The 25,792-nt window shown below is 72.8% G+C and carries 16 protein-coding genes; 7 read left to right on the top strand and 9 right to left on the bottom strand.

Annotated elements, in window-relative coordinates:
* Nucleotides 1-132: 132 nt before the first annotated feature.
* Nucleotides 133-900 carry a response regulator gene (locus tag ACFVXJ_RS17155; RefSeq protein WP_389662847.1) on the top strand — a complete coding sequence of 256 codons (768 nt, stop codon included), beginning with the start codon at nt 133-135 and terminating at the stop codon, nt 898-900.
* A 13-nt stretch (nt 901-913) separates the two neighbouring features.
* Here ACFVXJ_RS17155 and ACFVXJ_RS17160 read toward each other — a convergent pair whose 3' ends face one another.
* Nucleotides 914-2,107, bottom strand: coding sequence for a winged helix-turn-helix domain-containing protein (locus tag ACFVXJ_RS17160; RefSeq protein ID WP_389662478.1), 1,194 nt, complete (start codon nt 2,105-2,107; stop codon nt 914-916).
* A gap of 9 nt (nt 2,108-2,116) precedes the next feature.
* Entirely contained in the window at nt 2,117-2,698 is a 582-nt protein-coding gene (locus ACFVXJ_RS17165; protein WP_389662479.1) for a GNAT family N-acetyltransferase, read from the bottom strand.
* 226 nt (nt 2,699-2,924) lie between these two features.
* Between ACFVXJ_RS17165 and secA the strand changes: the two genes are divergently transcribed.
* Entirely contained in the window at nt 2,925-5,714 is a 2,790-nt protein-coding gene (gene secA / locus ACFVXJ_RS17170; RefSeq protein ID WP_389662480.1) for a preprotein translocase subunit SecA, read from the top strand.
* A gap of 336 nt (nt 5,715-6,050) precedes the next feature.
* Here secA and ACFVXJ_RS17175 read toward each other — a convergent pair whose 3' ends face one another.
* Nucleotides 6,051-6,446 (bottom strand): Rv3235 family protein, encoded by a 396-nt coding sequence (locus ACFVXJ_RS17175; protein ID WP_389662481.1) that lies wholly within the window; start codon nt 6,444-6,446, stop codon nt 6,051-6,053.
* Nucleotides 6,447-6,762: 316 nt separating this feature from the next.
* Between ACFVXJ_RS17175 and ACFVXJ_RS17180 the strand changes: the two genes are divergently transcribed.
* The 3 genes from ACFVXJ_RS17180 (at nt 6,763) to ACFVXJ_RS17190 (ending at nt 13,291) form a co-directional block, all read left to right on the top strand.
* Complete coding sequence (locus ACFVXJ_RS17180; RefSeq protein ID WP_389662482.1) at nt 6,763-7,263, top strand: DUF6912 family protein; 501 nt, start codon at nt 6,763-6,765, stop codon at nt 7,261-7,263.
* Nucleotides 7,260-7,943 carry an HAD family hydrolase gene (locus tag ACFVXJ_RS17185; RefSeq protein WP_389662483.1) on the top strand — a complete coding sequence of 228 codons (684 nt, stop codon included), beginning with the start codon at nt 7,260-7,262 and terminating at the stop codon, nt 7,941-7,943. The genes ACFVXJ_RS17180 and ACFVXJ_RS17185 overlap by 4 nt, the downstream gene beginning before the upstream one ends.
* 380 nt (nt 7,944-8,323) lie before the next feature.
* Nucleotides 8,324-13,291, top strand: coding sequence for an NAD-glutamate dehydrogenase (locus ACFVXJ_RS17190; protein ID WP_389662484.1), 4,968 nt, complete (start codon nt 8,324-8,326; stop codon nt 13,289-13,291).
* Between the two features lie 79 nt (nt 13,292-13,370).
* Here ACFVXJ_RS17190 and ACFVXJ_RS17195 read toward each other — a convergent pair whose 3' ends face one another.
* Nucleotides 13,371-14,153: an ABC transporter ATP-binding protein gene (locus tag ACFVXJ_RS17195; RefSeq protein ID WP_389662485.1), complete on the bottom strand. Its 783-nt coding sequence runs from the start codon at nt 14,151-14,153 to the stop codon at nt 13,371-13,373.
* Nucleotides 14,146-15,012, bottom strand: a complete 867-nt coding sequence (locus ACFVXJ_RS17200) for an ABC transporter permease (RefSeq protein ID WP_361315546.1) — start codon at nt 15,010-15,012, stop codon at nt 14,146-14,148. The genes ACFVXJ_RS17195 and ACFVXJ_RS17200 overlap by 8 nt, the downstream gene beginning before the upstream one ends.
* A gap of 200 nt (nt 15,013-15,212) precedes the next feature.
* Here ACFVXJ_RS17200 and ACFVXJ_RS17205 point away from each other — a divergent pair, with 200 nt between their 5' ends.
* Entirely contained in the window at nt 15,213-15,848 is a 636-nt protein-coding gene (locus ACFVXJ_RS17205; protein ID WP_389662486.1) for a TetR/AcrR family transcriptional regulator, read from the top strand.
* 80 nt (nt 15,849-15,928) lie between these two features.
* Here ACFVXJ_RS17205 and ACFVXJ_RS17210 read toward each other — a convergent pair whose 3' ends face one another.
* The 4 genes from ACFVXJ_RS17210 to ACFVXJ_RS17225 all read right to left on the bottom strand — a co-directional run bounded on the left by ACFVXJ_RS17210 (nt 15,929) and on the right by ACFVXJ_RS17225 (nt 23,556).
* Nucleotides 15,929-16,795: a carbohydrate ABC transporter permease gene (locus ACFVXJ_RS17210; RefSeq protein ID WP_389662487.1), complete on the bottom strand. Its 867-nt coding sequence runs from the start codon at nt 16,793-16,795 to the stop codon at nt 15,929-15,931.
* Nucleotides 16,792-18,105, bottom strand: a complete 1,314-nt coding sequence (locus tag ACFVXJ_RS17215) for a carbohydrate ABC transporter permease (RefSeq protein WP_389662488.1) — start codon at nt 18,103-18,105, stop codon at nt 16,792-16,794. Before ACFVXJ_RS17215 ends, ACFVXJ_RS17210 begins: the two co-directional genes overlap by 4 nt.
* 4 nt (nt 18,106-18,109) lie before the next feature.
* A complete protein-coding gene (locus ACFVXJ_RS17220; RefSeq protein WP_389662489.1) occupies nt 18,110-19,516 on the bottom strand; it encodes an ABC transporter substrate-binding protein in 1,407 nt (468 codons plus the stop codon).
* A 137-nt stretch (nt 19,517-19,653) separates the two neighbouring features.
* Nucleotides 19,654-23,556, bottom strand: coding sequence for an FHA domain-containing protein (locus tag ACFVXJ_RS17225; RefSeq protein ID WP_389662490.1), 3,903 nt, complete (start codon nt 23,554-23,556; stop codon nt 19,654-19,656).
* A gap of 445 nt (nt 23,557-24,001) precedes the next feature.
* Between ACFVXJ_RS17225 and ACFVXJ_RS17230 the strand changes: the two genes are divergently transcribed.
* Nucleotides 24,002-25,735 (top strand): protein kinase, encoded by a 1,734-nt coding sequence (locus tag ACFVXJ_RS17230; RefSeq protein WP_389662491.1) that lies wholly within the window; start codon nt 24,002-24,004, stop codon nt 25,733-25,735.
* Nucleotides 25,736-25,792 lie beyond the last annotated feature (57 nt).

A 25,792-nucleotide genomic window follows, 5' to 3' on the forward strand; every position in this document is an offset into this window, starting at 1 on the left:
CCCCGAGCCCCGGGCATGGAATCATGGCGGGCAGTCAAGCGGCGGCCCAGGCCGTCCGGTTGACCCGACAGGCAGCACGAGCGGTCGGCAGATGAGCAGGTCAGCAGCTCGGCACATGCAGGGGGAGGAATGATGGCGGACAGCTTCGGGCCGGTACGCGGTGACGACGGCGCGGGCTGTCGTGAGGCGGGGCGCGTGGCGGCCGGCCACGCGGACGCCCCGCAGGACGGATCGGCCGGGGAGCCGATCCGGGTGCTCGTGGTCGACGACCACGCCCTCTTCCGGCGCGGGCTGGAGATCGTCCTCGCCCAGGAGGAGGACATCCAGGTCGTCGGCGAGGCGGGGGACGGGGCGGAAGCGGTGGACAAGGCCGCCGATCTGCTGCCGGACATCATCCTCATGGACGTGCGGATGCCCCGGCGCGGCGGTATCGAGGCATGCACCTCGATCAAGGAGGTGGCACCCTCCGCGAAGATCATCATGCTGACGATCAGCGACGAGGAGGCGGACCTCTACGACGCGATCAAGGCGGGCGCGACGGGATACCTGTTGAAGGAGATCTCGACGGACGAGGTCGCGACGGCCATCCGGGCGGTGGCGGACGGCCAGTCGCAGATCAGCCCTTCGATGGCGTCCAAGCTGCTGACCGAGTTCAAGTCGATGATCCAGCGGACGGACGAGCGCCGGCTGGTGCCGGCGCCCCGGCTCACCGACCGCGAGCTGGAGGTCCTCAAACTGGTGGCCACGGGGATGAACAACCGTGACATCGCCAAGGAGTTGTTCATCTCCGAGAACACCGTGAAGAACCACGTGCGCAACATCCTGGAGAAGCTGCAACTGCACTCCAGGATGGAGGCCGTGGTGTACGCGATGCGCGAGAAGATCCTCGAAATCAGGTAGCCGGGGGGCGGTGTCAGGTCAACGCGGCCAGTTCCGCCGTGACCGCCGCCGCCTCCGCCGGGGCGCCCGCGCGTTCCACGCGGACCCCGTCGCAGCCGACCCACGACGCCGCCTCCAGCAGGGCCTCGGCCATGGGGCGGGCGGCCTTGGGCGTGGTCAGGGAGAGCTGTCGGGCCACCAGGGTGGAGCCCTCGCGGGCCGGGTCGACCCGGCCCTGGAGCCGGCCGCCGGCCAGCAGGGGCATGGCGAAGTAGCCGTGTATCCGCTTCGGCTTGGGAACGTACGCCTCCAGCCGGTGTGTGAAGTCGAAGATCCGCTCGGTACGGGGCCGGTCCCACACCAGGGAGTCGAACGGGGACAGCAGCGTCGTGCGGTGCCGGCCGCGCGGGGTGCTCGCGAGCGCCGCCGGGTCGGCCCAGGCGGCCCCCGCCCCACGGTCGCGGCCCCACCCCTCGACGGTGACCGGAACCAGGCCCGAGTCCGCGATCACCGCGTCGACCTGGTCACCCTTGAGGCGGTGGTAGTCGGCGATGTCCGCGCGGGTGCCGACGCCCAGGCTGTGTCCGGCGAGGGCGACGAGACGGCGCAGGCACTCGTGGTCGTCCAGGTCGTCGTGGAGCAGCGCGTCGGGGACCGCCCGCCCGGGGAGGTCGTAGACCCGCTTCCAGCCGCGCCGCTCGGAGCAGACCACCTCGCCGGTGTCCAACAGCCACTCCACCGCGATCTTGGTCTCGGACCACTCGAACCACTCGCCGCCGTTCTTGGCGCCGCCGAGTTGGGTCGAGGTCAGCGGGCCGTCGGCCTTGAGGCGGTCCAGGACGGCCCGCGTCGAGCGTTCCTTGTCCCGCAGGACGTGCCAGCGGTGGCCGCGCGCCCGGCGGGCCCGGCGGCGGAAGGCGAAGTGCGGCCACTCCTCGATGGGCAGGACGCAGGCCGCGTGGGACCAGTACTCGAAGGCGTGGCGGTCGGACCAGTAGGCCCGCTCGACGGTGTCGCGGCCCACCGCGCCCAGGCGCGCGTACGGGATCAGCTCGTGCGAGCGGGCCAGCACCGAGATCGTGTCCAGTTGTACGGCACCCAGGTGGCGCAGCACCCCGCGGACACCGCCCCGGCGGTCGGGCGCCCCCAGGAAGCCCTGCGCGCGCAGGGCGATCCGGCGCGCCTCGTCGGCGGACAGGGACACGGTCGGCCGCGGTGTGCTCGTCATGGCCGCACCCTAGGGCGTGCCACTGACAGCGGGCAGGTAGGGGAGCGCGGAAGGCAGGCCCAGGTCCGAGGGGAGCAGCGCGCCGACCCAGCAGTCGCGGGCGGTGCCGCGGTGCAGGTGGGCGGCGCGCAGGAGTCCCTCGACGCGGAAGCCGGCCTTTTCCGCGACGGCCCGGGAGCCGTGGTTGCCGACCTCGGCGCGCCATTCGAGCCGGACCGCGCCGACCTCCGTGAAGGCCCAGTGGGCGACGGCGCGCACGGCCTCCGTCATGTAGCCGTGGCCGCGGTGCTCCTTGGTGGCCCAGTAGCCGATCTCGTACGCGTCCGGGCCGCGTACGTGGACACCGACGGCCGCGACCAGCGGTCCCTCGGCGCCCAGCCGCACGGCGAAGCTGTAGCCGGTGTCCTCGCGCCAGCCGGCCGGGACGATCTCGCCGACGAAGCTGCGGGCGTGGTCGCGCTCGTACGGGGAGGGGACCATGGTCCAGCGCTGGATGTCCGGGTCCTGCGCGGCGGCGTGGACCTCGTCCTCGTCGGCCGGGACGAAGGGCCGCAGGCTCAGGCGCTCCGTGCTCAAGGTGGTGGGGTCCATGAACGGATTCTGCCGCCGGCGCGGGGCACGGGCGAACAGTTTTCGCTCACACCGGCACCTTCCGTGCCCCCCGTACGTTCTCATTCCGGGCACCCGTGCCCTGCGGATAGTGCGGACCTCCCGACGCGACCGCGTCCTCGCTTACGATGGCCGTTGCGGTGGGGCCCACCCTCCGTGCCCGTGTACGAACCAGTGCCAGGCCCGACCGGCAAGGAGACAAACCTCGGTGTCCGTCTTCAACAAGCTCATGCGTGCAGGCGAAGGCAAGATCCTGCGCAAACTGCACCGCATCGCGGACCAGGTCAACTCCATCGAAGAGGACTTCGTCAACCTCTCCGACGCCGAGTTGCGGGCGCTCACGGACGAGTACAAGCAGCGGTACCAGGACGGCGAGAGCCTGGACGACCTGCTGCCCGAGGCGTTCGCGACCGTTCGCGAGGCCGCGAAGCGCGTCCTGGGCCAGCGGCACTACGACGTACAGATCATGGGCGGCGCGGCGCTGCACCTCGGCTACGTCGCCGAGATGAAGACCGGTGAGGGCAAGACCCTCGTCGGCACGCTGCCCGCGTACCTGAACGCGCTGTCCGGCAAGGGCGTCCACCTGATCACGGTGAACGACTACCTCGCCGAGCGCGACTCCGAGCTGATGGGCCGGGTGCACAAGTTCCTCGGCCTCGAAGTCGGCTGCATCCTGGCGAACATGTCGCCGGCCCAGCGCCGCGAGCAGTACAACTGCGACATCACGTACGGCACGAACAACGAGTTCGGCTTCGACTACCTGCGCGACAACATGGCGTGGTCGAAGGACGAGCTGGTGCAGCGCGGCCACAACTTCGCCGTGGTCGACGAGGTCGACTCGATCCTGGTCGACGAGGCCCGTACGCCGCTGATCATCTCCGGCCCGGCCGACCAGGCGACGAAGTGGTACGCCGACTTCGCCAAGCTCGTCACCCGCCTGACCAAGGGCGAGCCGGGCAACCCGCTCAAGGGCATCGAGGAGACCGGCGACTACGAGGTCGACGAGAAGAAGCGCACCGTCGCCATCCACGAGACGGGCGTGGCGAAGGTCGAGGACTGGCTGGGCATCGACAACCTGTACGAGTCGGTGAACACCCCGCTCGTCGGTTACCTGAACAACGCCATCAAGGCCAAGGAACTGTTCAAGATCGACAAGGACTACGTCGTCATCGACGGCGAAGTCATGATCGTCGACGAGCACACCGGCCGTATCCTCGCCGGCCGCCGCTACAACGAGGGCATGCACCAGGCGATCGAGGCGAAGGAAGGGGTGGACATCAAGGACGAGAACCAGACCCTCGCCACGATCACCCTCCAGAACTTCTTCCGCCTCTACACCAAGCTGTCGGGCATGACCGGTACGGCCATGACCGAGGCCGCCGAGTTCCACCAGATCTACAAGCTCGGTGTCGTCCCGATCCCGACCAACCGCGCGATGGTCCGCAAGGACCAGCCCGACCTCATCTACCGGACCGAGGTCGCCAAGTTCGCCGCCGTCGTCGACGACATTGCGGAGAAGCACGAGAAGGGCCAGCCGATCCTCGTCGGTACGACGTCGGTCGAGAAGTCCGAGTACCTCTCCCAGCAGCTGTCCAAGCGCGGCGTCCCGCACGAGGTGCTGAACGCGAAGCAGCACGAGCGCGAGGCGTCGATCGTCGCCCAGGCCGGTCGCCGCGGCGCGGTCACGGTCGCCACGAACATGGCCGGTCGTGGTACCGACATCAAGCTCGGCGGCAACCCCGACGACCTCGCCGAGGCGGAGCTGCGCCAGCGCGGCCTGGACCCGGAGGAGCACATCGAGGAGTGGGCGCACGCCCTTCCCGAGGCGCTCAAGCGGGCCGAGGCGGCGGTGAAGGCGGAGTTCGAGGAGGTCAAGGAGCTCGGCGGGCTGTACGTGCTGGGCACCGAGCGGCACGAGTCGCGCCGTATCGACAACCAGCTGCGCGGTCGCTCCGGCCGCCAGGGCGACCCGGGCGAGTCCCGGTTCTACCTCTCGCTGGGCGACGACCTGATGCGCCTGTTCAAGGCGCAGATGGTCGAACGGGTCATGGCGATGGCGAACGTGCCGGACGACGTCCCGATCGAGAACAAGATGGTGACGCGCGCGATCGCGTCGGCCCAGTCGCAGGTCGAGACGCAGAACTTCGAGACGCGCAAGAACGTCCTCAAGTACGACGAGGTCCTCAACAACCAGCGCGAGGTCATCTACCGCGAGCGCCGGCGCGTCCTGGAGGGCGAGGACCTCCAGGAGCAGGTCCGCCACATGATGGACGACACCATCGACGCCTACATCGCGGCGGAGACGGTGGAGGGCTTCGCCGAGGAGTGGGACCTGGACCGGCTGTGGGGCGCCTTCCGGCAGCTGTACCCGGTGAAGGTCACCGTGGAGGAGCTGGAGGAGGCCGCGGGCGACCGGGCGGGCATCACCGCCGAGTTCATCGCGGAGTCCGTCAAGGACGACATCCACGAGCAGTACGCGGAGCGCGAGAAGGCGCTCGGCTCCGACATCATGCGCGAGCTGGAGCGGCGCGTGGTGCTGTCGGTGCTGGACCGCAAGTGGCGTGAGCACCTGTACGAGATGGACTACCTCCAGGAGGGCATCGGCCTGCGGGCGATGGCCCAGAAGGACCCGCTGGTCGAGTACCAGCGCGAGGGCTTCGACATGTTCAACGCCATGCAGGAGGGCATCAAGGAGGAGTCCGTCGGCTACCTGTTCAACCTGGAGGTCCAGGTGGAGCAGCACGTCGAGGAGCTTCCGGTGCAGGACACCGTGCCGGCGCCGGCCAAGCCGGAGATCCGGGCGAAGGGGCTGGACGCCCCGCAGCGGCCGGACCGGCTGCACTTCTCGGCTCCGACGGTGGACGGGGAGGGCGGGGTCGTCGAGGGCGACTTCGACGCCGACGCCGACGGGGACGGCGAGGAGGCCGGGGTCGGGATGACGCGGGCGGAGCGGCGCAAGGCGCAGAAGGCGTCGGGTGGGCGGCGTCGGAAGAAGTAGCCGCCGCCGTTGATGTTGCTTGCCGCCGGGGTCGGACACCGTTGAACGGGTGTCCGGCCCCGGCGGCGTTTGCGTGGGGCGGGTGCGGGGGCCGGGGGCGCGGTGGCCGGGCTTCGCGGGGCTCGGCCCCCCGGCCCCCGCGCCTCAAACGCCGGCGGGGCTGAATGTGGCGTGGGGTGTCGGCCGGGTGCGGCGCCGCTGGGGGCCCCGGCTGCGCCGGGCTTTCCGGGGCTCCGCCCCAGGCCCCCGCGCCTCAAACGCCGGCGAGGCTGATTTTGCCCCGCGCCTCAAACGCCGGCGGGGCTATTTTGCTGCGTGCCTCAAACGCCGGCGGGGTCAGAGGCGCGGGCCGTGGATTTCGATGGCGGCGCAGCGCCAGCGGAGGTCGGGGCCCTGTTCGAGGCGGAAGGCCATCGCCGAGACGCGGTCGCCCGTGGCGATGCGGGCGAAGGCTTCGATGACGCCCGGGCCCGGGTAGAAGCGGCCGCAGTGGCGCAGGACCGGGGTGAGGCGGTCGCGACGGGGGTCCGCGGGGGCCAGGGTGATCAGCTGGTCGTACGCGGGGCCGACCGTGTGGCCCAGGAGCGAGTGGACCGGGCGGCGGCCGCTGAGGACGGCCAGGAGGCGTTCCGCGAACCAGTCGTGCGGGCCGCGCGGGCGGCGCCCTGCGCCGGGGGCCCGTTGGTCGCGGCGGCCCGGAGGGCGGGTGGTGGTCCTGGTCCTGGTGGTCATGGCGGTCGTCCCCGAGAAGGCCGGGCCCGGTCCGTGCGGATGCCGGGCGGTCACTAGGTACGGGGAACTTGTACGGGCACCTCGTCACGCTCCGCAATCGCCCCGGCGCGCGTCGGCGTCGACCGGGGCGTTCACCTATCAGGGGGGCGACCCGCGCCGGCCGGGGTGGCGCGGTCGGTGTGCGCGGGTCCGGGGTGGACGCGGCGCCGCCGGCGGATCGTGCCCGAAGGGGGACAGGAGCCTCCCCCGGTCGGACGCGCAGGGCGACGGTCGCCGTATCCTGAGGGGGTTTTCCGACTAACGAAAGCGGCCGGCCATGCGCGTGTACGTCCCCCTGACCCTCTCCGGGCTCGCCGAGGTGCACAAGGCCGGCGAGCTGGGCCCCGCGCCGCTGCGCGCGTACGCCGTCACGCCCGGACTGCGGGAATGGTACGTCTCGGACGACATCGAGGAGTTGGAGTACGCGGCCCTCAGCCGGGCCGCCGAAGCCTCGCTGCGGCTGCTCGCCGCCGACCCGGCCGCCCCGCGCAAGCGCGTCGTCGTGGCCGTCGACGTCGACGACAAGGCCGCCGCCGCCGTTCCGGGTGTGGACGAGGCCACCCTCGGGCAGGTCAGCCTGGCCCGGACCGTACGGCTGACCGTCGCCGCGGCCGTGCACGTCGACGCCGATGACGCGTCGGCCGACGTGGAGGCCGCCGCCGGAGCCGTCGAGGCCGCCGACGGAGGGGACGACGACGCCCGCTTCGTCGTGGACGGCGCCGAGGACCACGAGCTCCTGTGGTTCGGCGTCCAGGAGATCCCGGGGCTGCTCCCGTGAGCCCGCGACCGCCGCACGCCCCCCACCCCCACCTGGTCTGGGACTGGAACGGGACCCTGCTCCACGACGTCGACGCCGTCCTGGCCGCCACCAACGCCTCCTTCGCCGAGTTCGGGTTCGACCCGATCACCCTGGAGACGTACCGCGAGCTGTACGTCGTACCGGTGCCGAAGTTCTACGAGCGGCTGATGGGCCGGATGCCCACGGACGCGGAGTGGCTCGTCATGGACGAGACCTTCCACCGGCACTACTGGTCCGCGGCGGACGCCGTCGGGCTCGCCGCGGGCGCCCTGGAGTTGCTGCGGGACTGGGAGGGCGCCGGGGCCACCCAGTCCCTGCTGTCGCTGGCGCCGCACGAGAGGCTGATGCCGCTGGTGCGCACCCTCGGCATAGAGCGGCACTTCCTGCGCGTCGACGGGCGCACCGGGCCCTCGCACACCACCAAGGCGGGGCACCTCGTACGCCACCTGACCGCCCTGGAATCCGCCGGGGTGACCGCGGACCGGTGCGTGTTGATCGGCGACGCCCTGGACGACGCGCTCGCGGCCGCCCACGTGGGCGCGCGGGCGGTCCTTTACACCGGTGGATCGCACAGTCGCCGCAGTCTGGAATCGGCCGGTGTGCCCGTGGTCGACACGCTCGCCGAGGCCGTGGCCATAGCCCGGGAGATGGCCGGATAACGCCTTGATCCGGACGGTGGTCGTGGGCCTGCACGTACGGGGCCGTCCGTCGCTGTCCGGAGCGGCAAAATTCGACCCCCCGATTTGTACAGAAGCCGCTCGTGACGAGTCGGGGGTCAAGGGGGATAGCCTGGTACCCGTGATCAGCGCGATAACCATCGGGGGTACTGACGCCCCCGGCACGCGCCCGGCGCACGACCGTGCCCGGGCCTTCGCTGATCCCCGCTGCCGGGACGTGCCGCCGATCATGGCCGATTCCCTCCCGGTCGCCTCTCTCGACGACATAGCGTCGATCCCGAACGGACACCCCGCCTCGCGGCGCTATGTCATTCCTTCCTTCACCTACGTCACGCAATGGCGCGCGACAGGAGCCAGAGGACATGCAGACCAAGCTGGACGAAGCAAAGGCCGAGCTGCTCGCGCGGGCGGCACGGGTAGCTGAGAACAGCCCGGCCGGGGGGCTACTTCCGACTGGGTCCGAACGAGGGGAGCGTCCCGACCCGGGCACGACGCTCGCCTACCTCCAGCGGTACTACCTGCACACCGCCCCCGAGGACCTGCTGGACCGGGATCCGGTCGACGTGTTCGGGGCCGCACTCTCCCACTACCGGCTCGCCGAGCAGCGCCCGCAGGGCAAGGCGATGGTGCGCGTGCACACCCCCACGGTCGAGGAGAACGGCTGGACCTCCAGCCACTCGGTCGTCGAGGTCGTGACCGACGACATGCCCTTCCTCGTGGACAGCGTCACCAACGAGCTGTCGCGCCAGGGCCGCGGGATCCACGTCGTGATCCACCCCCAGGTCGTCGTCCGCCGTGACCTGACCGGCAAGCTCATCGAGATCCTCGGCCCGGACTGCGACGCCCACGGCCCCCGCACCGCGCGCCCCCACGACTCCCTCGTCGAGTCCTGGATCCACGTCGAGATCGACCGCGAGACCGACCGCGCCGACCTCAAGCAGATCACCGCCGACCTCCAGCGCGTCCTGTCCGACGTGCGCGAGGCCGTCGAGGACTGGGAGAAGATGCGCGACGCGGCGCTGCGCCTCGCCGACGAACTGCCGAACGAGCCGACCGCGCCCGACCTGCGCGAGTACGAGTCGGAAGAGGCCCGTGAGCTGCTGCGCTGGCTCGCCGACGACCACTTCACCTTCCTCGGCTTCCGCGAGTACAACCTCGTCGACGGCGACGCGCTGACCGCCGTGCCCGGCACCGGTCTCGGCATCCTGCGCTCCGACCCGCTGCACCACGGCCAGGAGGACGCGCACCCCGTCTCGCCGTCCTTCAACCGGCTGCCGGCCGACGCCCGCGCCAAGGCCCGCGAGCACCGGCTGCTGGTGCTGACCAAGGCCAACAGCCGCGCCACCGTGCACCGTCCCTCGTACCTGGACTACGTCGGCGTCAAGAAGTTCGACGCCGAGGGCAACGTCGTCGGCGAGCGCCGCTTCCTCGGGCTGTTCTCCTCCGCCGCGTACACCGAGTCGGTGCGCCGCGTGCCCGTGATCCGCCGCAAGGTCGCCGAGGTCCTCGAAGGCGCCGGGTTCTCGCCCAACAGCCACGACGGCCGCGACCTGCTCCAGATCCTGGAGACCTACCCGCGCGACGAGCTGTTCCAGACCCCGGTCGACAAGCTCCGCGAGATCGTCACCTCCGTCCTGTACCTCCAGGAGCGCCGCCGGCTGCGGCTGTACCTGCGCCAGGACGAGTACGGGCGCTACTACTCCGCGCTGGTCTACCTGCCGCGCGACCGGTACACCACCGGCGTCCGGCTGCGCCTGATCTCCATCCTCCAGGAGGAGCTGAACGGCACCAGCGTCGACTTCACCGCCTGGAACACCGAGTCGATCCTCTCCCGCATCCACTTCGTCGTCCGCGTCCCGCAGGGCACCGAGCTGCCCGCGCTGACCGACGCCGACGTGGAGCGCATCGAGGCCCGGCTGGTGGAGGCCGCCCGCTCCTGGGCCGACGGCTTCGGCGAGGCGCTGATCGCGGAGACCGGTGAGGAGCGCGCCGCCGAGCTGCTGCGCCGCTACGGGAACTCCTTCCCCGAGGGTTACAAGGCCGACCACTCCCCGCGCGCCGCCGTCGCCGACCTGGTCCGCCTGGAGCGGCTGTCCGAGAGCGACCGGGAGTTCGACCTCTCGCTGTACGAGCCGGTCGGCGCAGGCCCCGGCGAGCGCCGCTTCAAGATCTACCGGCAGGGCGAGCAGGTCTCCCTGTCCGCCGTGCTGCCGGTGCTCCAGCGGCTGGGCGTCGAGGTCACCGACGAGCGGCCGTACGAGCTGCGGTGCAGCGACCGCACCCACGCGTGGATCTACGACTTCGGTCTGCGGATGCCGGTGTCCTCGGGCAGTGGCGACGGCCACCTCGGCGACGACGCCCGCGAGCGCTTCCAGGACGCCTTCTCGGCGGTCTGGCAGGGGCAGGCGGAGAACGACAACTTCAACACCCTGGTGCTGAGCGCCGGGCTCACCTGGCGACAGGCCGTGGTGCTGCGCGCGTACGCCAAGTACCTGCGTCAGGCCGGGTCCACCTTCAGCCAGGACTACATGGAGGACACCCTCCGCAACAACGTCCACACCACCCGGCTGCTGGTCTCGCTCTTCGAGGCGCGGATGTCCCCGGCCCGGCAGACCGCCGGCACCGAGCTGGTCGACGCGATGCTGGAGGAGCTGGACGGGGCCCTGGACCAGGTCGCCTCGCTGGACGAGGACCGCATCCTGCGCTCCTTCCTGACGCTCATCAAGGCGACGCTGCGCACCAACTTCTTCCAGATGAACGACGCGGGCGAGCCGCACGCGTACGTGTCGATGAAGTTCGACCCGCAGGCCATCCCGGACCTGCCGGCCCCGCGCCCCGCCTTCGAGATCTGGGTGTACTCGCCGCGCGTCGAGGGCGTCCACCTGCGCTTCGGCAAGGTCGCCCGAGGCGGCCTGCGCTGGTCCGACCGGCGTGAGGACTTCCGAACGGAGGTCCTCGGCCTGGTCAAGGCGCAGATGGTCAAGAACACCGTGATCGTGCCGGTCGGCGCGAAGGGCGGCTTCGTCGCGAAGAACCTGCCGGACCCGTCGGTGGACCGCGACGCCTGGCTCGCCGAGGGCATCGCCTCGTACAAGATCTTCATCTCGGCGCTGCTCGACATCACCGACAACATGGTCGCCGGTGAGGTCGTGCCGCCGAAGGGCGTCGTCCGGCACGACGAGGACGACACGTACCTCGTCGTCGCCGCCGACAAGGGCACCGCGACCTTCTCCGACATCGCCAACGGGGTCGCGGAGGCGTACGGCTTCTGGCTGGGCGACGCCTTCGCCTCCGGCGGCAGCGCGGGCTACGACCACAAGGGCATGGGCATCACCGCCCGCGGCGCCTGGGAGTCCGTGAAGCGGCACTTCCGCGAGCTGGGCCACGACACGCAGACCGAGGACTTCACGGTCGTCGGCGTCGGCGACATGTCGGGTGACGTGTTCGGCAACGGCATGCTGCTCTCCGAGCACATCCGCCTGGTGGCGGCCTTCGACCACCGGCACATCTTCATCGACCCGCACCCGGACGCGGCGACCTCCTACGCCGAACGCCGGCGCCTGTTCGACCTGCCGCGTTCCTCGTGGGCCGACTACGACACCGCGCTGCTCTCGGCGGGCGGCGGCGTCCACCCGCGTACGGCGAAGGCCATCCCGGTCAACGCGCACATGCGGGAGGCCCTCGGCATCGAGGCGGGCGTCTCGAAGCTGACGCCGGCCGAGCTGATGCAGGCCATCCTCAAGGCCCCCGTGGACCTGCTGTGGAACGGCGGCATCGGTACGTACGTCAAGGCGACGGCCGAGACGCACGCCGACGTCGGCGACAAGGCCAACGACGCGATCCGCGTCAACGGTGCCGACGTGCGCGCCCAGGTCATCGGCGAGGGCGGCAACCTGGGTCTGACCCAGCTCGGCCGCATCGAGTTCGCCCGGGTCGGGGCCGGCGGCGAGGGCGGCAAGGTCAACACCGACGCCATCGACAACAGCGCCGGCGTGGACACCTCCGACCACGAGGTGAACATCAAGATCCTGCTCAACTCGGTGGTCGCGGACGGCGACATGACCGTCAAGCAGCGCAACGCGCTGCTCGCCGAGATGACCGACGAGGTCGGCACCCTGGTGCTGCGCAACAACTACGCGCAGAACGTGGCCCTGGCCAACGGCTCGGCGCAGGCCCCCAGCCTGCTCCACGCCCAGCAGCGCTTCATGCGCCGGCTGGGTCGTGAGGGCCGGCTGGACCGGGCGCTGGAGTTCCTGCCCACCGACCGGCAGATCCGCGAGCTGCTCAACAACGGCAAGGGTCTGACCCAGCCGGAACTGGCCGTCCTGTTCGCCTACACCAAGATCACGGTGGCGGACGAGCTGATCCACACGGTGCTGCCGGACGACCCGTACCTGCGCCGCCTGCTGCACGCCTACTTCCCGGCCCCGCTGCGGGAGAAGTTCGGCGAGCAGATCGACGCGCACGCGCTGCGCCGGGAGATCATCACCACCCTGCTGGTCAACGACACCGTCAACACGGGTGGTTCGACGTTCCTGCACCGCCTGCGCGAGGAGACCGGAGCGGCCACGGAGGAGATCGTCCGGGCGCAGCTCGCGGCCCGCGAGATCTTCGGCCTGGCCGAGGTCTGGGACGCGGTCGAGGCGCTGGACAACCAGGTCGCGGCCAGTGTCCAGACCCGGGTGCGGCTGCACTCGCGGCGCCTGGTCGAGCGCGGCACCCGCTGGCTGCTCAACAACCGGCCGCAGCCGTTGGAGATCACCGAGACCATCGAGCTCTTCGGTGACCGGGTGAGCCAGGTCTGGGCGGAACTGCCCAAGCTGGTGCGCGGCGCGGACCTGGAGTGGTACCAGTCGATCATGGACGAGCTGACCGGCGAGGGCGTGCCGCAGGAGCTGGCGGCCAAGGTGGCCGGCTTCTCGTCCGCGTTCCCGACGCTCGACATCGTCGCGATCGCCGACCGCACGGGTGTCGACCCGCTGGACGTCGCGGAGGTCTACTACGACCTGGCCGACCGCCTGGACATCACCCAGCTGATGGACCGGATCATCGAGCTGCCGCGGGCCGACCGCTGGCAGTCCATGGCCCGCGCCTCCATCCGCGAGGACCTGTTCGCGGCGCACGCGGCGCTGACCGCCGACGTGCTGGCGGCCGGCAACGGCGACGCGACTCCCGAGGAGCGCTTCAAGGCGTGGGAGGAGCGCAACGCGGCGATCATCGGCCGGGCGCGGACGACCCTGGACGAGATCCGCGGGTCGGACGACTTCGACCTGGCGAACCTGTCCGTCGCGATGCGGACGATGCGGTCGCTGCTGCGCTCGCACGGCTGAGCGGTGCGCTTCGCCGAACGGTGAAGCGGGCGGCCCCGGGACCGAAAGGTCCCGGGGCCGCCCGCTTTTTGCGTGGGTCTCAGCCGGATCGGGTGAAGGCCTCGTAGGCGTCGCAGACCTCGTCGGCGGGGCCGTCCATGCGCAGGACCCCCGATTCCAGCCAGATCGCCCGGTCGCAGGTCTCGCGGACGGTGCCGATGGAATGGCTGACGAGGAAGACGGTGCCGGCGCTCTTGCGCAGCTCCGCGATGCGGTCCTGGCTGCGGCGCTGGAAGGCGGCGTCGCCGGTGGCCAACGCCTCGTCGATCATCAGGACGTCGTGGTCCTTGGCCGCGGCGATGGAGAAGCGCAGCCGGGCGCCCATGCCGGAGGAGTAGGTGCGCATGGGCAGGGAGATGAAGTCGCCCTTCTCGTTGATGCCGGAGAAGTCGACGATGTCCTGGTAGCGCTCGTGGATCTGCTGCTTGGACATGCCCATCGCGAGGCCGCCGAGTATGACGTTGCGCTCGCCCGTCAGGTCGTTCATCAGGGCGGCGTTCACCCCGAGGAGCGAGGGCTGGCCGTGGGAGTAGACCCGGCCGCGGGCCACGGGCTGGAGGCCGGCGATCGCCGCGAGCAGGGTGGACTTGCCCGAGCCGTTGGAGCCGATGAGGCCGATGGCCTCGCCCTTGTAGGCGGTGAAGCTGACGCCCTTGACGGCGTGGACCTCGCGGACGCCCGGGGCGGGCTTGCGGGAGATGATCCGGCTCAGGGCGGCGGTCGCGCCGCCCTTGCGGGTGCCGGTGCCGTACACCTTGTAGACGACGTGGACCTCGTCCGCGATGACGGTGGGGATGGCGCCGGGGATGGTGGTGTCAGCCACGTCCGTACTCCTCTTCTGCCTTCCAGAAGAAGACGAAACCGCCGAGACCCGCGATCAGGGCCCAGCCGATGGCGATCGGCCACACGTGGTGCGGGAGCGATCCCGCCTTGAAGCTGTCGATCAGCGCGAAGCGCATCAGGTCGATGTAGACGGCCGCCGGGTTGATCTGGAGGGCCGTGGTCACCCAGTGCGGCAGGTGGTCCGACTTGAGCGTCTGCTCGATGGACCACATCACGCCCGAGGAGTACATCCAGGTGCGCAGGATGAACGGCATCAACTGGCTGACGTCGGGGTTCTTGCTGCCGATGCGCGCCATGGCCAGGGCGCAGCCGGCGCAGAAGACGGCGCACAGCAGCAGGGCCGGCGCCGCGAGGAGCCAGGACGGGCCGGGTGTCTGGCCGAGCGCGAGCAGCAGGATGACCAGGGCGCCCACGGTGACGAGCAGCTGCTGGAAGAGCTGGATGACCGTGGAGAGGGGCAGGGCCGCGCGGGGGAAGTGCAGGGCGCGGACCAGGCCGAGGTTGCTGTGGACGGCGCGGGTGCCGGCGTTGACGGAGCTTCCGATGAAGTCCCACACGAACACGCCGGTGATCAGGAAGGGGATGTAGTCCGCCACCTGGTGCCCGGCGTTCATGATCACGCCGAAGATGAAGTAGTAGACGGCCGCGTTGAGCAGCGGGGTGGCCAGGTGCCAGACCTGGCCGAGGCGGGCCGCGCTGTACGTGGCGTGCATGCGGGCGGTGGCGTACGCCGTCACGAAGTGGCGGCGCTCCCACAGTTGCGCGACGTAGCGGGGGAGGGAGGGGCGGGCGCCGCTGAGGGTCAGGCCGTGGGCGGCGGCCAGCTCTGCCGGTGTCATCGGCTTCGCCGTCAGCGGCGGCGGTGCGGTCACGGGGGGCACGGTCACGGTCACGGGGTCGCTTTCGACGGGAGACACGTCGGACGTCCGACGGAACGGTTACGTATCGTCGTGACGCCGAGAGTAGGTGTCTACGCGTCGAGACGCAACCGTATCGTCGCGACGGGGTGGGAGCGGCCCGCGCCGTTATGCTCTGTTCCATGACCTCCGACCCCGCCGCCACCGTCTCCGAGCCCGCCGCCCCCCGCCGCGCACCGGCGGGGGCCGCCGTCCTGCGCGAGGACGTGACCCGGGCGATCCGGGCGGCGGTCCTGGAGGAACTGGCGACGGTCGGCTTCGCCCGGATGTCGATCGAGGGCATCGCGCGCCGCGCGGGCGTCGGCAAGACGGCCGTCTACCGGCGCTGGAAGTCCAAGCTGCACCTTGTGCTGGACCTGGTCGGAGCCTTCGCGACCGACGGGCTCCCGGTACCGGCGACGGGCTCGCTGTACGGGGACGTACGGGCCCTGCTGGAGGTCATGTCCCATGTCCTGCGCCACCCCGTGGCGTCGGCGGTCATCCCCGACCTGCTGGTGGAGGCGGCCCGCCAGCCCGAGATCGCCGACGCGGTGCGCGGTGCGCTGCTGGCCGGCGAGCGGGGCATGGCGGAGGGGATCGTCTCCGAGGCCGTCGCCCGCGGCGAGCTGGCGCCGGGCACGGACCCGGGCCGGGCGCTGGACCTGGCGATCGGCCCGCTGTACTGGCGGCAGGTCGTGGTCCGCGACGAGGTCCCCGCCTCGTACCTCGACGAACTGGCGCGGTCGGTGGTCGCGGGCCTGAAGGCCGCCGCCGGGTAAGGCGCTACGCCCGGAGGGCCGAACTCGGCGTGAGCTCCGGCGACGGCGACGGCGACGGGGCCGGGGCCGGGGCCGGTGGTTCATTTGATCGCCCCGGCCGTCACCCCCGACACGAACTGCCGCTGGAACGCGAAGAAGACGACCAGCGGCACCACCATCGACACGAACGCGCCCGGCGCCAGCACGTCGATGTTGTTGCCGAACTGCCGTACCTGCTGCTGGAGCGCCACCGTGATCGGCGGGTGCGTGGAATCCGCGAAGACGAGCGCCACCAGCATGTCGTTCCACACCCACAGGAACTGGAAGATGCCGAGCGAGGCGATCGCCGGACCGCCCAGCGGCAGCACCACCTGCGTGAACAGCCGCAGTTCGCCCGCGCCGTCCAGCCGCGCCGCCTCCAGCAACTCGCGCGGGATCTCCGCGAAGAAGTTCCGCAGCAGGAACACCGCGAACGGCAGCCCGAAGGCCGTGTGGAACAGCACCACCCCGGCCGTCGTCTCGAACAGTCCGATCGCGCCGAACAGTTTCGACACCGGGATCAACGCCACCTGCACGGGAACCACCAGCAGCCCGACGACGATCAGGAACAGCCAGTCGCGGCCCGGGAACTCCAGCCACGCGAACGCGTACCCGGCGAACGCGCCCAGGGTGACCACGAGCAGGGTCGCCGGAACGGTGATCGCGACGGTGCTCAGCAACGAGCCGGTGATCGTCTCGTTGGACAGCAGGTGCGCGTAGTTGTCCGCCGTCAACCGCGCGGGCGCGCTCAGCGCCTGCCACCAGCCGCCCTTGTTCAGGTCGGTGGGCGAGAGGAACGACGAGATCAGCAGGCCCAGCGTGGGCAGCAGCCAGAACAGGCCCGCGAGGACCAGGAAGACACGCAGTGCTCCGCCGGCCAGCCGGGCGGCCAAGCCCTGCGGGGACCAGGACCACGGTGCGGCGCTCATCGGCGGGCCTCCCGGCGCATCCGGCGGATGTTGTAGAGCATGACCGGCACCACCAGCACCAGCAGCAGCACGGCGATCGCGCTGCCCAGCCCCTGATCGGCGTCCGTCCCGAAGGAGGTGCGGTACAACTGCAGCGCCAGCACGTTCGCGTCGTCCTGCACCGCGCCCGGCGCGATCACGAACACCAGGTCGAAGATCTTCATCACGTTGATGACGAGGGTGACGAGGACGACCGCGAGTACGGGCGCCAGCAGCGGCACGGTGATCCGCCGGAACACCTGCCACTCGTTCGCCCCGTCCACCCGCGCCGCCTCCAGCAGCTCCCGCGGTACGGAGGCCAGCCCGGCCCCGATCAGCACCATCGCGAACCCGGCCCACATCCACACGTACGCCCCGATCACCGCCGGGGTCACCAGCGTCGGACCGAGCCACGCCACCCCCGCGTACGCCTCGCGGAAGTTCGACGCGGGCAGCCGCAGCCGCGCCCCGTCGGCCTTCCCGGACAGGGTGAAGGTGCCGTCGGAGCGGGCGGTGGTCCGCTCCACCACCCGGCCGTCCTTGACCGCCTCGATCCGCATCCCCGCGAGCGCCGACTCCGTGGGGTCGACCGTGTTCGTCCGGCCGCCGCCGCCCCGGGTGAAGTCCTGCCAGACCGTGCCGGTCACCTTGCCGGGCTCGGCGGCCGGGGCCCTGGCCGTACGGGTCTTCTTGGGCAGGGCGTCGGGGGCCACACCGACCAGCGGGACGGGTACCGGCGTGCCCGCGCGCACCGGGTCACGGGTCTCGAACGCCCCGCCCGCGACCGCCACCAGCGGGGAGTCCCGGCCCGGACGGGCCTTCGGGAAGGCCGAGGACTCGGCGAAGGTGTCGTGCACCCCGACCCACACGGCGTTCGCCACACCGCGGTGCGGGTCCTGGTCGTAGACCAGCCGGAAGATGATGCCCGCCGCCAGCATCGAGATCGCCATCGGCATGAACACCAGCAGCTTGAACGCCGTGCCCCAGCGCACCCGTTCGGTGAGCACCGCGAAGATCAGCCCGAGGGCCGTGGCGGTGGTCGGGGCCAGCACCACCCACAGCGCGGTGTTCCGCAGCGCCGTGCGGATCGTGTCGTCCCGCAGGATCTCCACGTAGTTGTCGCCGCCGACGAAGGTGTCGCCCGAACGGTCGAAGAAGCTGCGGTAGAGCGAGTAGCCGATGGGGTGCACGACGAGCGCACCCAGCAGGACCAGCGCGGGGAGCAGGAACGCCGCCGCTATGAGCCGGCGGCGCCTGACCTCCCCCGCCCGTGAGACGTCGGGGGGCGCCACCGGGTCAGTTCCCGAACGCCTTGGCCGCGTCCGCCTCCAGCTTCGCCTGCGCGCCCGCCACGTCCGACGGGTTCGCCAGGAAGTCCTGGAGGTCCTTCCACTCACCCGCGCCCGGCGTCCCGCCGAAGGCCGCCGGAGCCTGGTCCGACATGTCGAAGCGGAAGTCGTCGCCCGCCGCGATCAGCGCCTTCGCGATGCCCCGCTGGATGTCGTTCGGGTACGCGGCGGGATCGACCGACTTGTTCGGCGAGATGAAACCGCCCTCGCGGGCCTGGATCTCCGCCGCGTCCGGCGAGGCCAGGAACGTCAGCAGTGCCTGCGCGCCCTTGGACGGCTTGAGCGCGACCGCCACGTCACCGCCGGAGACGACCGGCGCCTTGCCGCCGCCGACCGCGGGGAACGGGAAGACGAGCGCCTCCTTGCCGACCTTCGCCTCCGTCTGCGCGATGTTCACCGCCACGAAGTCGCCCTCGAAGACCATCGCGGCCGCCGGCCGGTCACCGCCGGTGAAGGTCTGCGTCACGGACTTCGGGAACTCGGTCGCCAGGGCGCCGCTCTGCCCGCCCGCCAGGTAGTCCTTGCGGCCGAACAGCTCGCCGAGCGTCGTCAGCGCCTGCTTGACGCTGTCGTCCGTCCACTTGATCTCGTGCTTCGCCAGCTTGTCGTACTTCTCCGGGCCGGCCTGGGAGAGGTAGACGTTCTCGAACCAGTCCGTCAGGGTCCAGCCGTCCGCACCGGCCACCGACACCGCCGGGGTGCCGGACGCGGAGAGCGTGTCCGCCGCCGTGATCAGGTCCTTCCACGTCTTCGGCGGCTGCACGCCCGCCGCCTCGAACGCCTTCGCGTTGTACCAGACCAGCGACTTGTTGGCCGCCTTGTAGTACACGCCGTACTGGGTGCCGTCGACCGCGCCCAGCGTCTTCCAACCCTGCGAGTAGTTCTTCTCCAGCTCGGCCTTGGCCTCCGGACCCACCGGCTGCACCCACTTGTTCCGCACCGCCGAGACCAGCGCCCCGACCTGCGGCAGCAGCGCCACGTCCGGCGGCTGCCCGCCCGCGATCTTCGAACCGAGGAAGGTGACGATCGGGTCCTGGGCCGGGACGAAGGTGACGGTGGCGCCCGTGCGCTTCTCGAACTCCTTCAACACCTTCGTGAAGTTGGCCTGCTCCGGGCCCGTCCAGACCGCCGCGACCTCCAGCTTCTCGCCGGTCAGCTGCGGCAGCGCCACCCGCGGACCGGCCGAGGGCCCGGAGCCCGCCGGCGGGTCCGCCTTGTCGCCGCCCCCGCCGCACGCGGTGAGCGCCAGCGCGCCCGTCGCCACCAGGGCCGCCCAGGCGTGTGCCCTCGTACGGCGGCTGCCCCGACGCCCCCCGCTGGCTTCCGTGTGGCCGGTTCCGTGCTCCCTGCGCATGGCTCTGCCCCCGATGCCGGTGTGCTCGTGGTGTGTTCCGTGCCACAAGGTCTACGCCGAGCGGCGCACCCCCGCAATAGCGCCTCGCGGGGCGGCGGGGACCGGTTCGGGGCGCTCCCGGCGGGGCGCGCCCGGTCTCAGGGGGCCGCCGGGAACAGCACGGGTATCGCGGAGACCAGGTGCGAGGCCCGGTCCAGGGCACTGGCCAGCAGCGCCAGGTCGGTCGGACCGTTGCCCAACTCGCGGACCGGCCGGCGGGCCGGTGGATCACCCATCCGCCGCCACTCCAGCGGGACCACGGTCGGCCTCGACGTGGCGGTCCGGGGAATGCGCCCGGTGACCCGGCCGCCCTGGAAGGGGACCGTTCGGCCGTCGGCGTAGTGGAGCAGGCCCCGGCCGGGGCCGGGCTGGTCGGGGGCGTCCAGTTCGACCCGCAGCGTGGCGAGGCGGGCCGGTTCCGTGCCGGCCGTCCGGTCCGGGCGGGCGCTGGTGGCCACCAGGTGCACCCCGAGCCGGGCGCCCTCGCGGGCCAGGCCCTCCAGGATGCGGACCACCGAACCGGCCGCGGGCCGGCCCGTACTGCCCAGGCCGGGCGCGACCAGCGCGTCGAAGTCGTCCACGAGGACCACCAGGCGCGGCAGCGGACCGGGCCCGGCGGCCGCTCCGGTCCGGGGGGCGGAGGCGCGCAGTCGCAGGGTGCCGGTGCGCTGGGAGTCCTCGTCGCCGATGGCGCCCGAGGACCGGGCCGCGCTCCGGCCCTCCTCCGGGGCGGGCCTGCGGGGCGAGACCATCCGGTCCGAGACCTCGCGCCGGGCGTGCCACTCGGTGAACGTCACGCCGTCCAGCAGCTCGTGCCGGCGCTTGAGCTCGGCGCCCAGCGCCTGCGCGAACTCGCGCATGCGCAGCGGGTCGGAGGCGACCAGGTGCGCCGAGACGTGCGGCAGCTCGGTGCAGGGCAGCAACCCCTCACCGCGCTCGCCGCCGGCCCCGTCGATCAGCAGCAGGCCGAGCCGGTCGGGACGGGCCCCGGCGGACAGGGAGGCGGCGATCGAGCGGAGCAACTCCGTACGCCCGCTCCCCGGCGGTCCCTCGATGAGCAGGTGCGGGCCGTCGTGGACCAGCTCCACCCCGACGGGGCCGCGCCGGCCGGCGCCTAGCACGGCCTCCGCGAGCCCGCCGACGGTCTGGCCCTGCCCGGTGGCGGCGGCCCAGCGGGCCATCAGCGACGCCGGGGTGGCCCGGGCCAGGCCGAGTTCGTCGAGCAGCCGGGAGGTCTGGGGCAGGCTGACGGCGGCCGGCCGGTAGCCGCCGGCGGCGACCGGCTCGGCGCGCAGCGGCGCCAGGGCGCGGGCGAACCGCTCCGCCCAGGCGGCGGAGACGGCGTCGGCGACGGCCGTCGTGCCGGGGCGGACGGGCGCGCCGCCGCTGACCGGGAAGGTCCGTACGGCGGTGGCGACCTCGCCGCTGAGCACGGCGACCGCCCCGCAGGCCCGGAAGGCGGGGGTGCTCGCGCAGGCCGCCTCGTACGTCTCGGCGAGCGGGCTCGCGGGGGTGGCGGCCGGGGCCTCGGCGAGTGCCAGGAGGTGGACGCCGGCGGCCGGGCCGTGCGAGGCGAGCCGCGCGGTCACCTCGCGGAGGGCGCCGGTGCCGGGGTCGCCGTCGAGGACGACGAGGGTGTACGGGCCCTCGTACGCGGACGCGGCCCGGCGGACCGCCTCGGGGCCGGCCGTGGCCCAGCCGGTGCCGAGGGGGCTGTCGTCGAGGCGCCGGGTCAGCTCGCCGGTGCGGGCAGCGGCCTGCTCGCGGTCGTGGGCGAGCAGCAGACGGCAGTGCTGGCCGTGGGCGGGGCGGACGTGCGGGAGCCAGCCGACCCAGTTCCAGTCGGTGGCCGGGTCCATCGCGAGCAGCACGATCTCCAACTGCGCGGGGGAGTGGAGGGCGGCGAGCTGGGCGATCACGGAGCGGGCCACCCCGGTGAGGCGGGGGCGCGGCCCCGCGATGCCGAGGGCGCCGGCCTCGCGCAGGTCGACGCGGCTGCCGGCGCCGAGGCCGACATCGAGGGCGCCGGGCGGGCGCGACCAGAGCCGGCCGGTGGGCCCGAGCGCGGCGAGCAGCAGCGCGGCGGGGTCGTCGGCGGCGGGCGGGGCGACGGGCGGCGCCTCGGCCTCGACGGCCGGCTCGGCGATGTCCTCCCCGCGCACCCACTTGCGCGCCCAGGCCCCGATCCCGCGCCGCCGACCGGCTCCGGCGGGCACGGCCGACCCGCCGGGCGTGGGCCAGACCGCGGCGGGAGCGCCCACCCGAGGCGTCCCGCCGCCGACGGACAGGGGGTCGGGCCGTCCACCGGCGCCCGGGGCCCCCGGCCGTGGCCCTTGCGGGGCGGGGGAACCGTGAGCGGGAGTGGGCCACGCCGTACGGGCGGCCTCGCCGTGAGGGACGTGCGCGGCGCCGGACCGGGCCTCGGGCCCGGCCGGGGCGGATCGGACAGCCCCACCGTCCGGGCGGCGCCCGGGGTCCGGCGCGGGGACGCCGTGGGCGTCATGGCGCGGGGTGCCGGCGGGCTGCGCTCCCGGCCCGTCCGCGGAGCTCGGCGCCGCGGGGCCGTGGGGCCCCGGGTAGGAGGTCCCACCGGGCCGGCCGGGCCCGGGGTCCGACGCCGGGCCGCCGTGGGCGCCGGGGTAAGGGGTCCCGCCGGGCCGGGCTTCCGGGCCGGCGGCGGCAACGGCCGACCAACCCGCGCGGGGGGCGCCGGGGTGGTGCGCGGCGGAGGGGTGCGGTGCGCGGGAGGCATCCGGCCGGTCCGGCTCGGGCCGGCCCGTACCGGGCCCGCCGGGGTGGCTCGCGCCGGAAGCGGCAGGGGCGGGGGCGGGCCGGCCCGAACCGGAGGCTCCGGGGTACCCGCCGACGGGAGGGCGCGGTGCTCCGCCGGACCCCGGCCCGTCGGGGGCGTCGGCCGCCCAGCCCGTAGCGGGCTGCGCCGGAGCGGCGCGGTACGGGGTCGCGGTGTCCGGCCCGGCGGTGGGCCACGCCGTGCCGGCGGCGCCGGGGCGAACGCCACCGTCTTGGCCGCTCCCGGCGTGCGGAACCTCGGGGTCGGGGGCGGAGCCCCCGTTCCGGGAAGGGGCGGGGTGGGGGATCAGCCCCGCGGGGCCACCCCGCCCCGCGCTCACGTCCGCCTCGCCATGGGCGCCCGCGCCCGGCCCGTCGTGCCGGCCGGCGCCGCTCGTGGACCCCGTCCCGGAGTCGCCGTGACCCGAGTATCCGGCGTGTCCGGTCGTCCCGGCGGCGGACGCCTCGTACCGCCCGTCCGCCTCCGCGCCCGGGGCGGCGTGACCGCCCGCGGCCGGCCGCCCCGCGTCCGGCTCCCGCACACCGTCGGAGACCCCGGGCAGGGCCAGGTGTCCCTCCGTGTCCGGCGTCAACGGCAGGACGGGCTCCGTGTTCCCCGCGGCCAGTCGGAGGGTCGATTCGCCGACGCGCAGCAGCGAGCCGGGCGCCAGCGACACCGCCCGCGCGCCCACCGAGGCCCCGTCCAGCGTCGTGCCGTTCGTCGAGCCGAGGTCCGCCACCGTCACCCGCCCGTCCGGCAGGACCGTCACCGTGCAGTGCAGCCGGGACACGTCCGGGTCGTCGAGCGGTACGTCCGCGTCCGAGGACCGTCCGATCCGGACCGCCCCCGGGTGCAGCAGGTGCACCCCGCCCGCGTCCGGTCCGGCCACGACCCGTAGTTGCGGGGCGTCCAGACCCTCCTCGGGCAGCGCCGGCACGACGTCCGGCACCGGCATGTGCAGCGCCAGCACGGCCCCGTCCACCAGCGGCGGCTCGCCCAGCATCCGGCGCTGGGGGTCGAGCCGTTCGGCGCCCGCGTACAGGACCACGGTGCCGCCCGTGTCGGGACCGCCCACGGTCGCCGCGAGCGCCGAGGCGACCGCGGCCAGCGCGGTACCCGCGGGCGCGGTGACGAGCACGTCACAGCCGGCGGGCGCGGTCGCGGTCTGGTGGCCGCTGCGCGACCCGAGGACGGTCAGCCGGATCTGCATCGCCGTCAGCGGTCCCTTCTGCGCGGAGCGCAGTGCACGGTGCGCGCGCCCGGGAAAGGGGACGGCCGGGCGAGCCCGCCCGATCACCCCCCGCCCGGCACGGACGCGTCGTCCGGTCAGGTCTGCCGGAAGGCAGGGCTCCCGTCCCGGCCGTTCCGTACGGGTGCATCCTCGCACCTGTCACGGACAACACGCCCGGACCCCGGCAATAAATGATCTTGATTGATCATCGCCCCGCGCGCTCATCGCACACATACGGTCAACGGCCTGCCGAAAATCGCCTCCGGCATACCCCGCAAACCTCACCCTTCGCACATATGTGCGGCAACCAACCTCCGCCGCTCGGCGTCTTCCCTCGGTACACCCCCTAGAGTGGGCCGGAAAACACAGCTCGGAATCATCCGAAACCAGACGACAGAAACACGACAGCAGGGGAGCGCGAGACGTGCGGCCAGTGGGCAGCAAGTACCTGCTTGAGGAGCCCCTCGGGCGCGGCGCCACCGGTACCGTCTGGCGGGCCCGCCAGCGGGAGGCCGCCGGCGCCGAGGCAGCCGTCGCCGGACAGCCCGGCGAGACCGTGGCCATCAAGGTCCTCAAGGAGGAGCTGGCCCAGGACCCGGACATCGTCATGCGCTTCCTGCGCGAGCGTTCGGTCCTGCTGCGCCTGACGCACCCCAACATCGTCCGCACGCGCGACCTCGTCGTCGAGGGCGACCTGCTGGCCCTGGTCATGGACCTGATCGACGGTCCCGACCTGCACCGCTACCTCCGCGAGAACGGCCCGTTCAGCCCCGTCGCCGCGAGCCTGCTGACCGCCCAGATCGCGGACGCGCTCGCCGCCAGCCACGCCGACGGCGTCGTGCACCGGGACCTGAAGCCCGCCAACGTCCTCCTCGACGAGCGCCACGGCCAGATGAAGCCGATGCTCACGGACTTCGGCATCGCCCGCCTCGCCGACTCCCCGGGCCTGACGCGCACGCACGAGTTCGTCGGCACCCCCGCCTACGTCGCGCCCGAGTCCGCCGAGGGCCGCCCGCAGACCTCCGCGGTCGACATCTACGGCGCCGGCATCCTGCTCTACGAACTGGTCACCGGCCGCCCGCCGTTCGCCGGCGGCACCGCGCTCGAAGTGCTCCACCGCCACCTCAGCGAGGAGCCGCAGCGCCCGCCGAGCCTTCCCGAGCCGGTCTGGACGGTGATCCGGCACTGCCTGAGCAAGGAGCCGGACGAGCGGCCCAGCGCCGAAAGCCTGGCCCGCGGCCTGCGCGTGGTCGCCTCGGGCATCGGCGTGCACTCCTCGCCCGCCGAGGTGGAGGCCGCGCTGGGCGTGGGCGCGCTGCTGGCGCCCGACCCCTCGCCCGCGCCGGTACCGACGGCGCCGGGCGCCGCCGACCCGACCCAGGTGCTGCCCGCGGGCGCGTCGTCCCCGATGGGCGGCGCCTACGACCCCAACGCCATGACCAGCGTGATGCCCCCCGTCGGCGGGGCCGACGCGACGACCGTGCTGCCGAGCACCGGGGCGCCGGCCGCCGACGCGACGTCCGTCATGCCGCCGGTGGAGCGGCCGGACCAACCGCACCCGTGGCAGTCGCAGATGCGCGCGGCCCGCGACCGCAACGAGCAGACGCAGATGCAGTACCTCAGCCCCGACGACGACCCGCTGCGCCGCCGCCCGCAGCGGCAGGCTCCCCCGCCGCCCCAGCAGCCCCCGTACCGGCAGCCGCAGCAGTACCAGCAGCCACAGCAGTACCAGTCCCAGCCGCCGCAGTACCAGCAGCCTCCCCAATACCAGCAGCAACCCCAGTACCAGCCCCAGCAGCAGCAACCCCAGTACCGGCAGCCGCAGCAGCAGCCCCAGGCTCCGCAGCAGCCCCAGTACCGGCAGCAGCCGACCCGGCCGCAGGCCCCGCCGCCGCAGCAGCCGGCCCCCCGGGAGCCGCGCGAGCCGCGCCGGCGCAGCGCCAACCCGGTCCGCATCCCCGGGCTCGGCTGCCTCAAGGGCTGCCTGGTGATGATCCTGCTGTTCTTCGTCGCCGGCTGGTTGGTGTGGGAGCTGACCCCGCTCCAGGAGTGGATCGGCACCGGCAAGGGGTGGTGGGACCAACTGTGGACCTGGGGCCGGGACGCCGCCGACTGGGTCTCCACCCTCGGCGACTCCGCCGGTGGCCAAGGCTCCTGATCCACCGTCACGACGCCGTCCCGACCGACTCGGCGCCGACTTCGTGGATTTGTCGAC

The organism is Streptomyces sp. NPDC058279 (assembly GCF_042881255.1).
GTDB lineage: Bacteria > Actinomycetota > Actinomycetes > Streptomycetales > Streptomycetaceae > Streptomyces.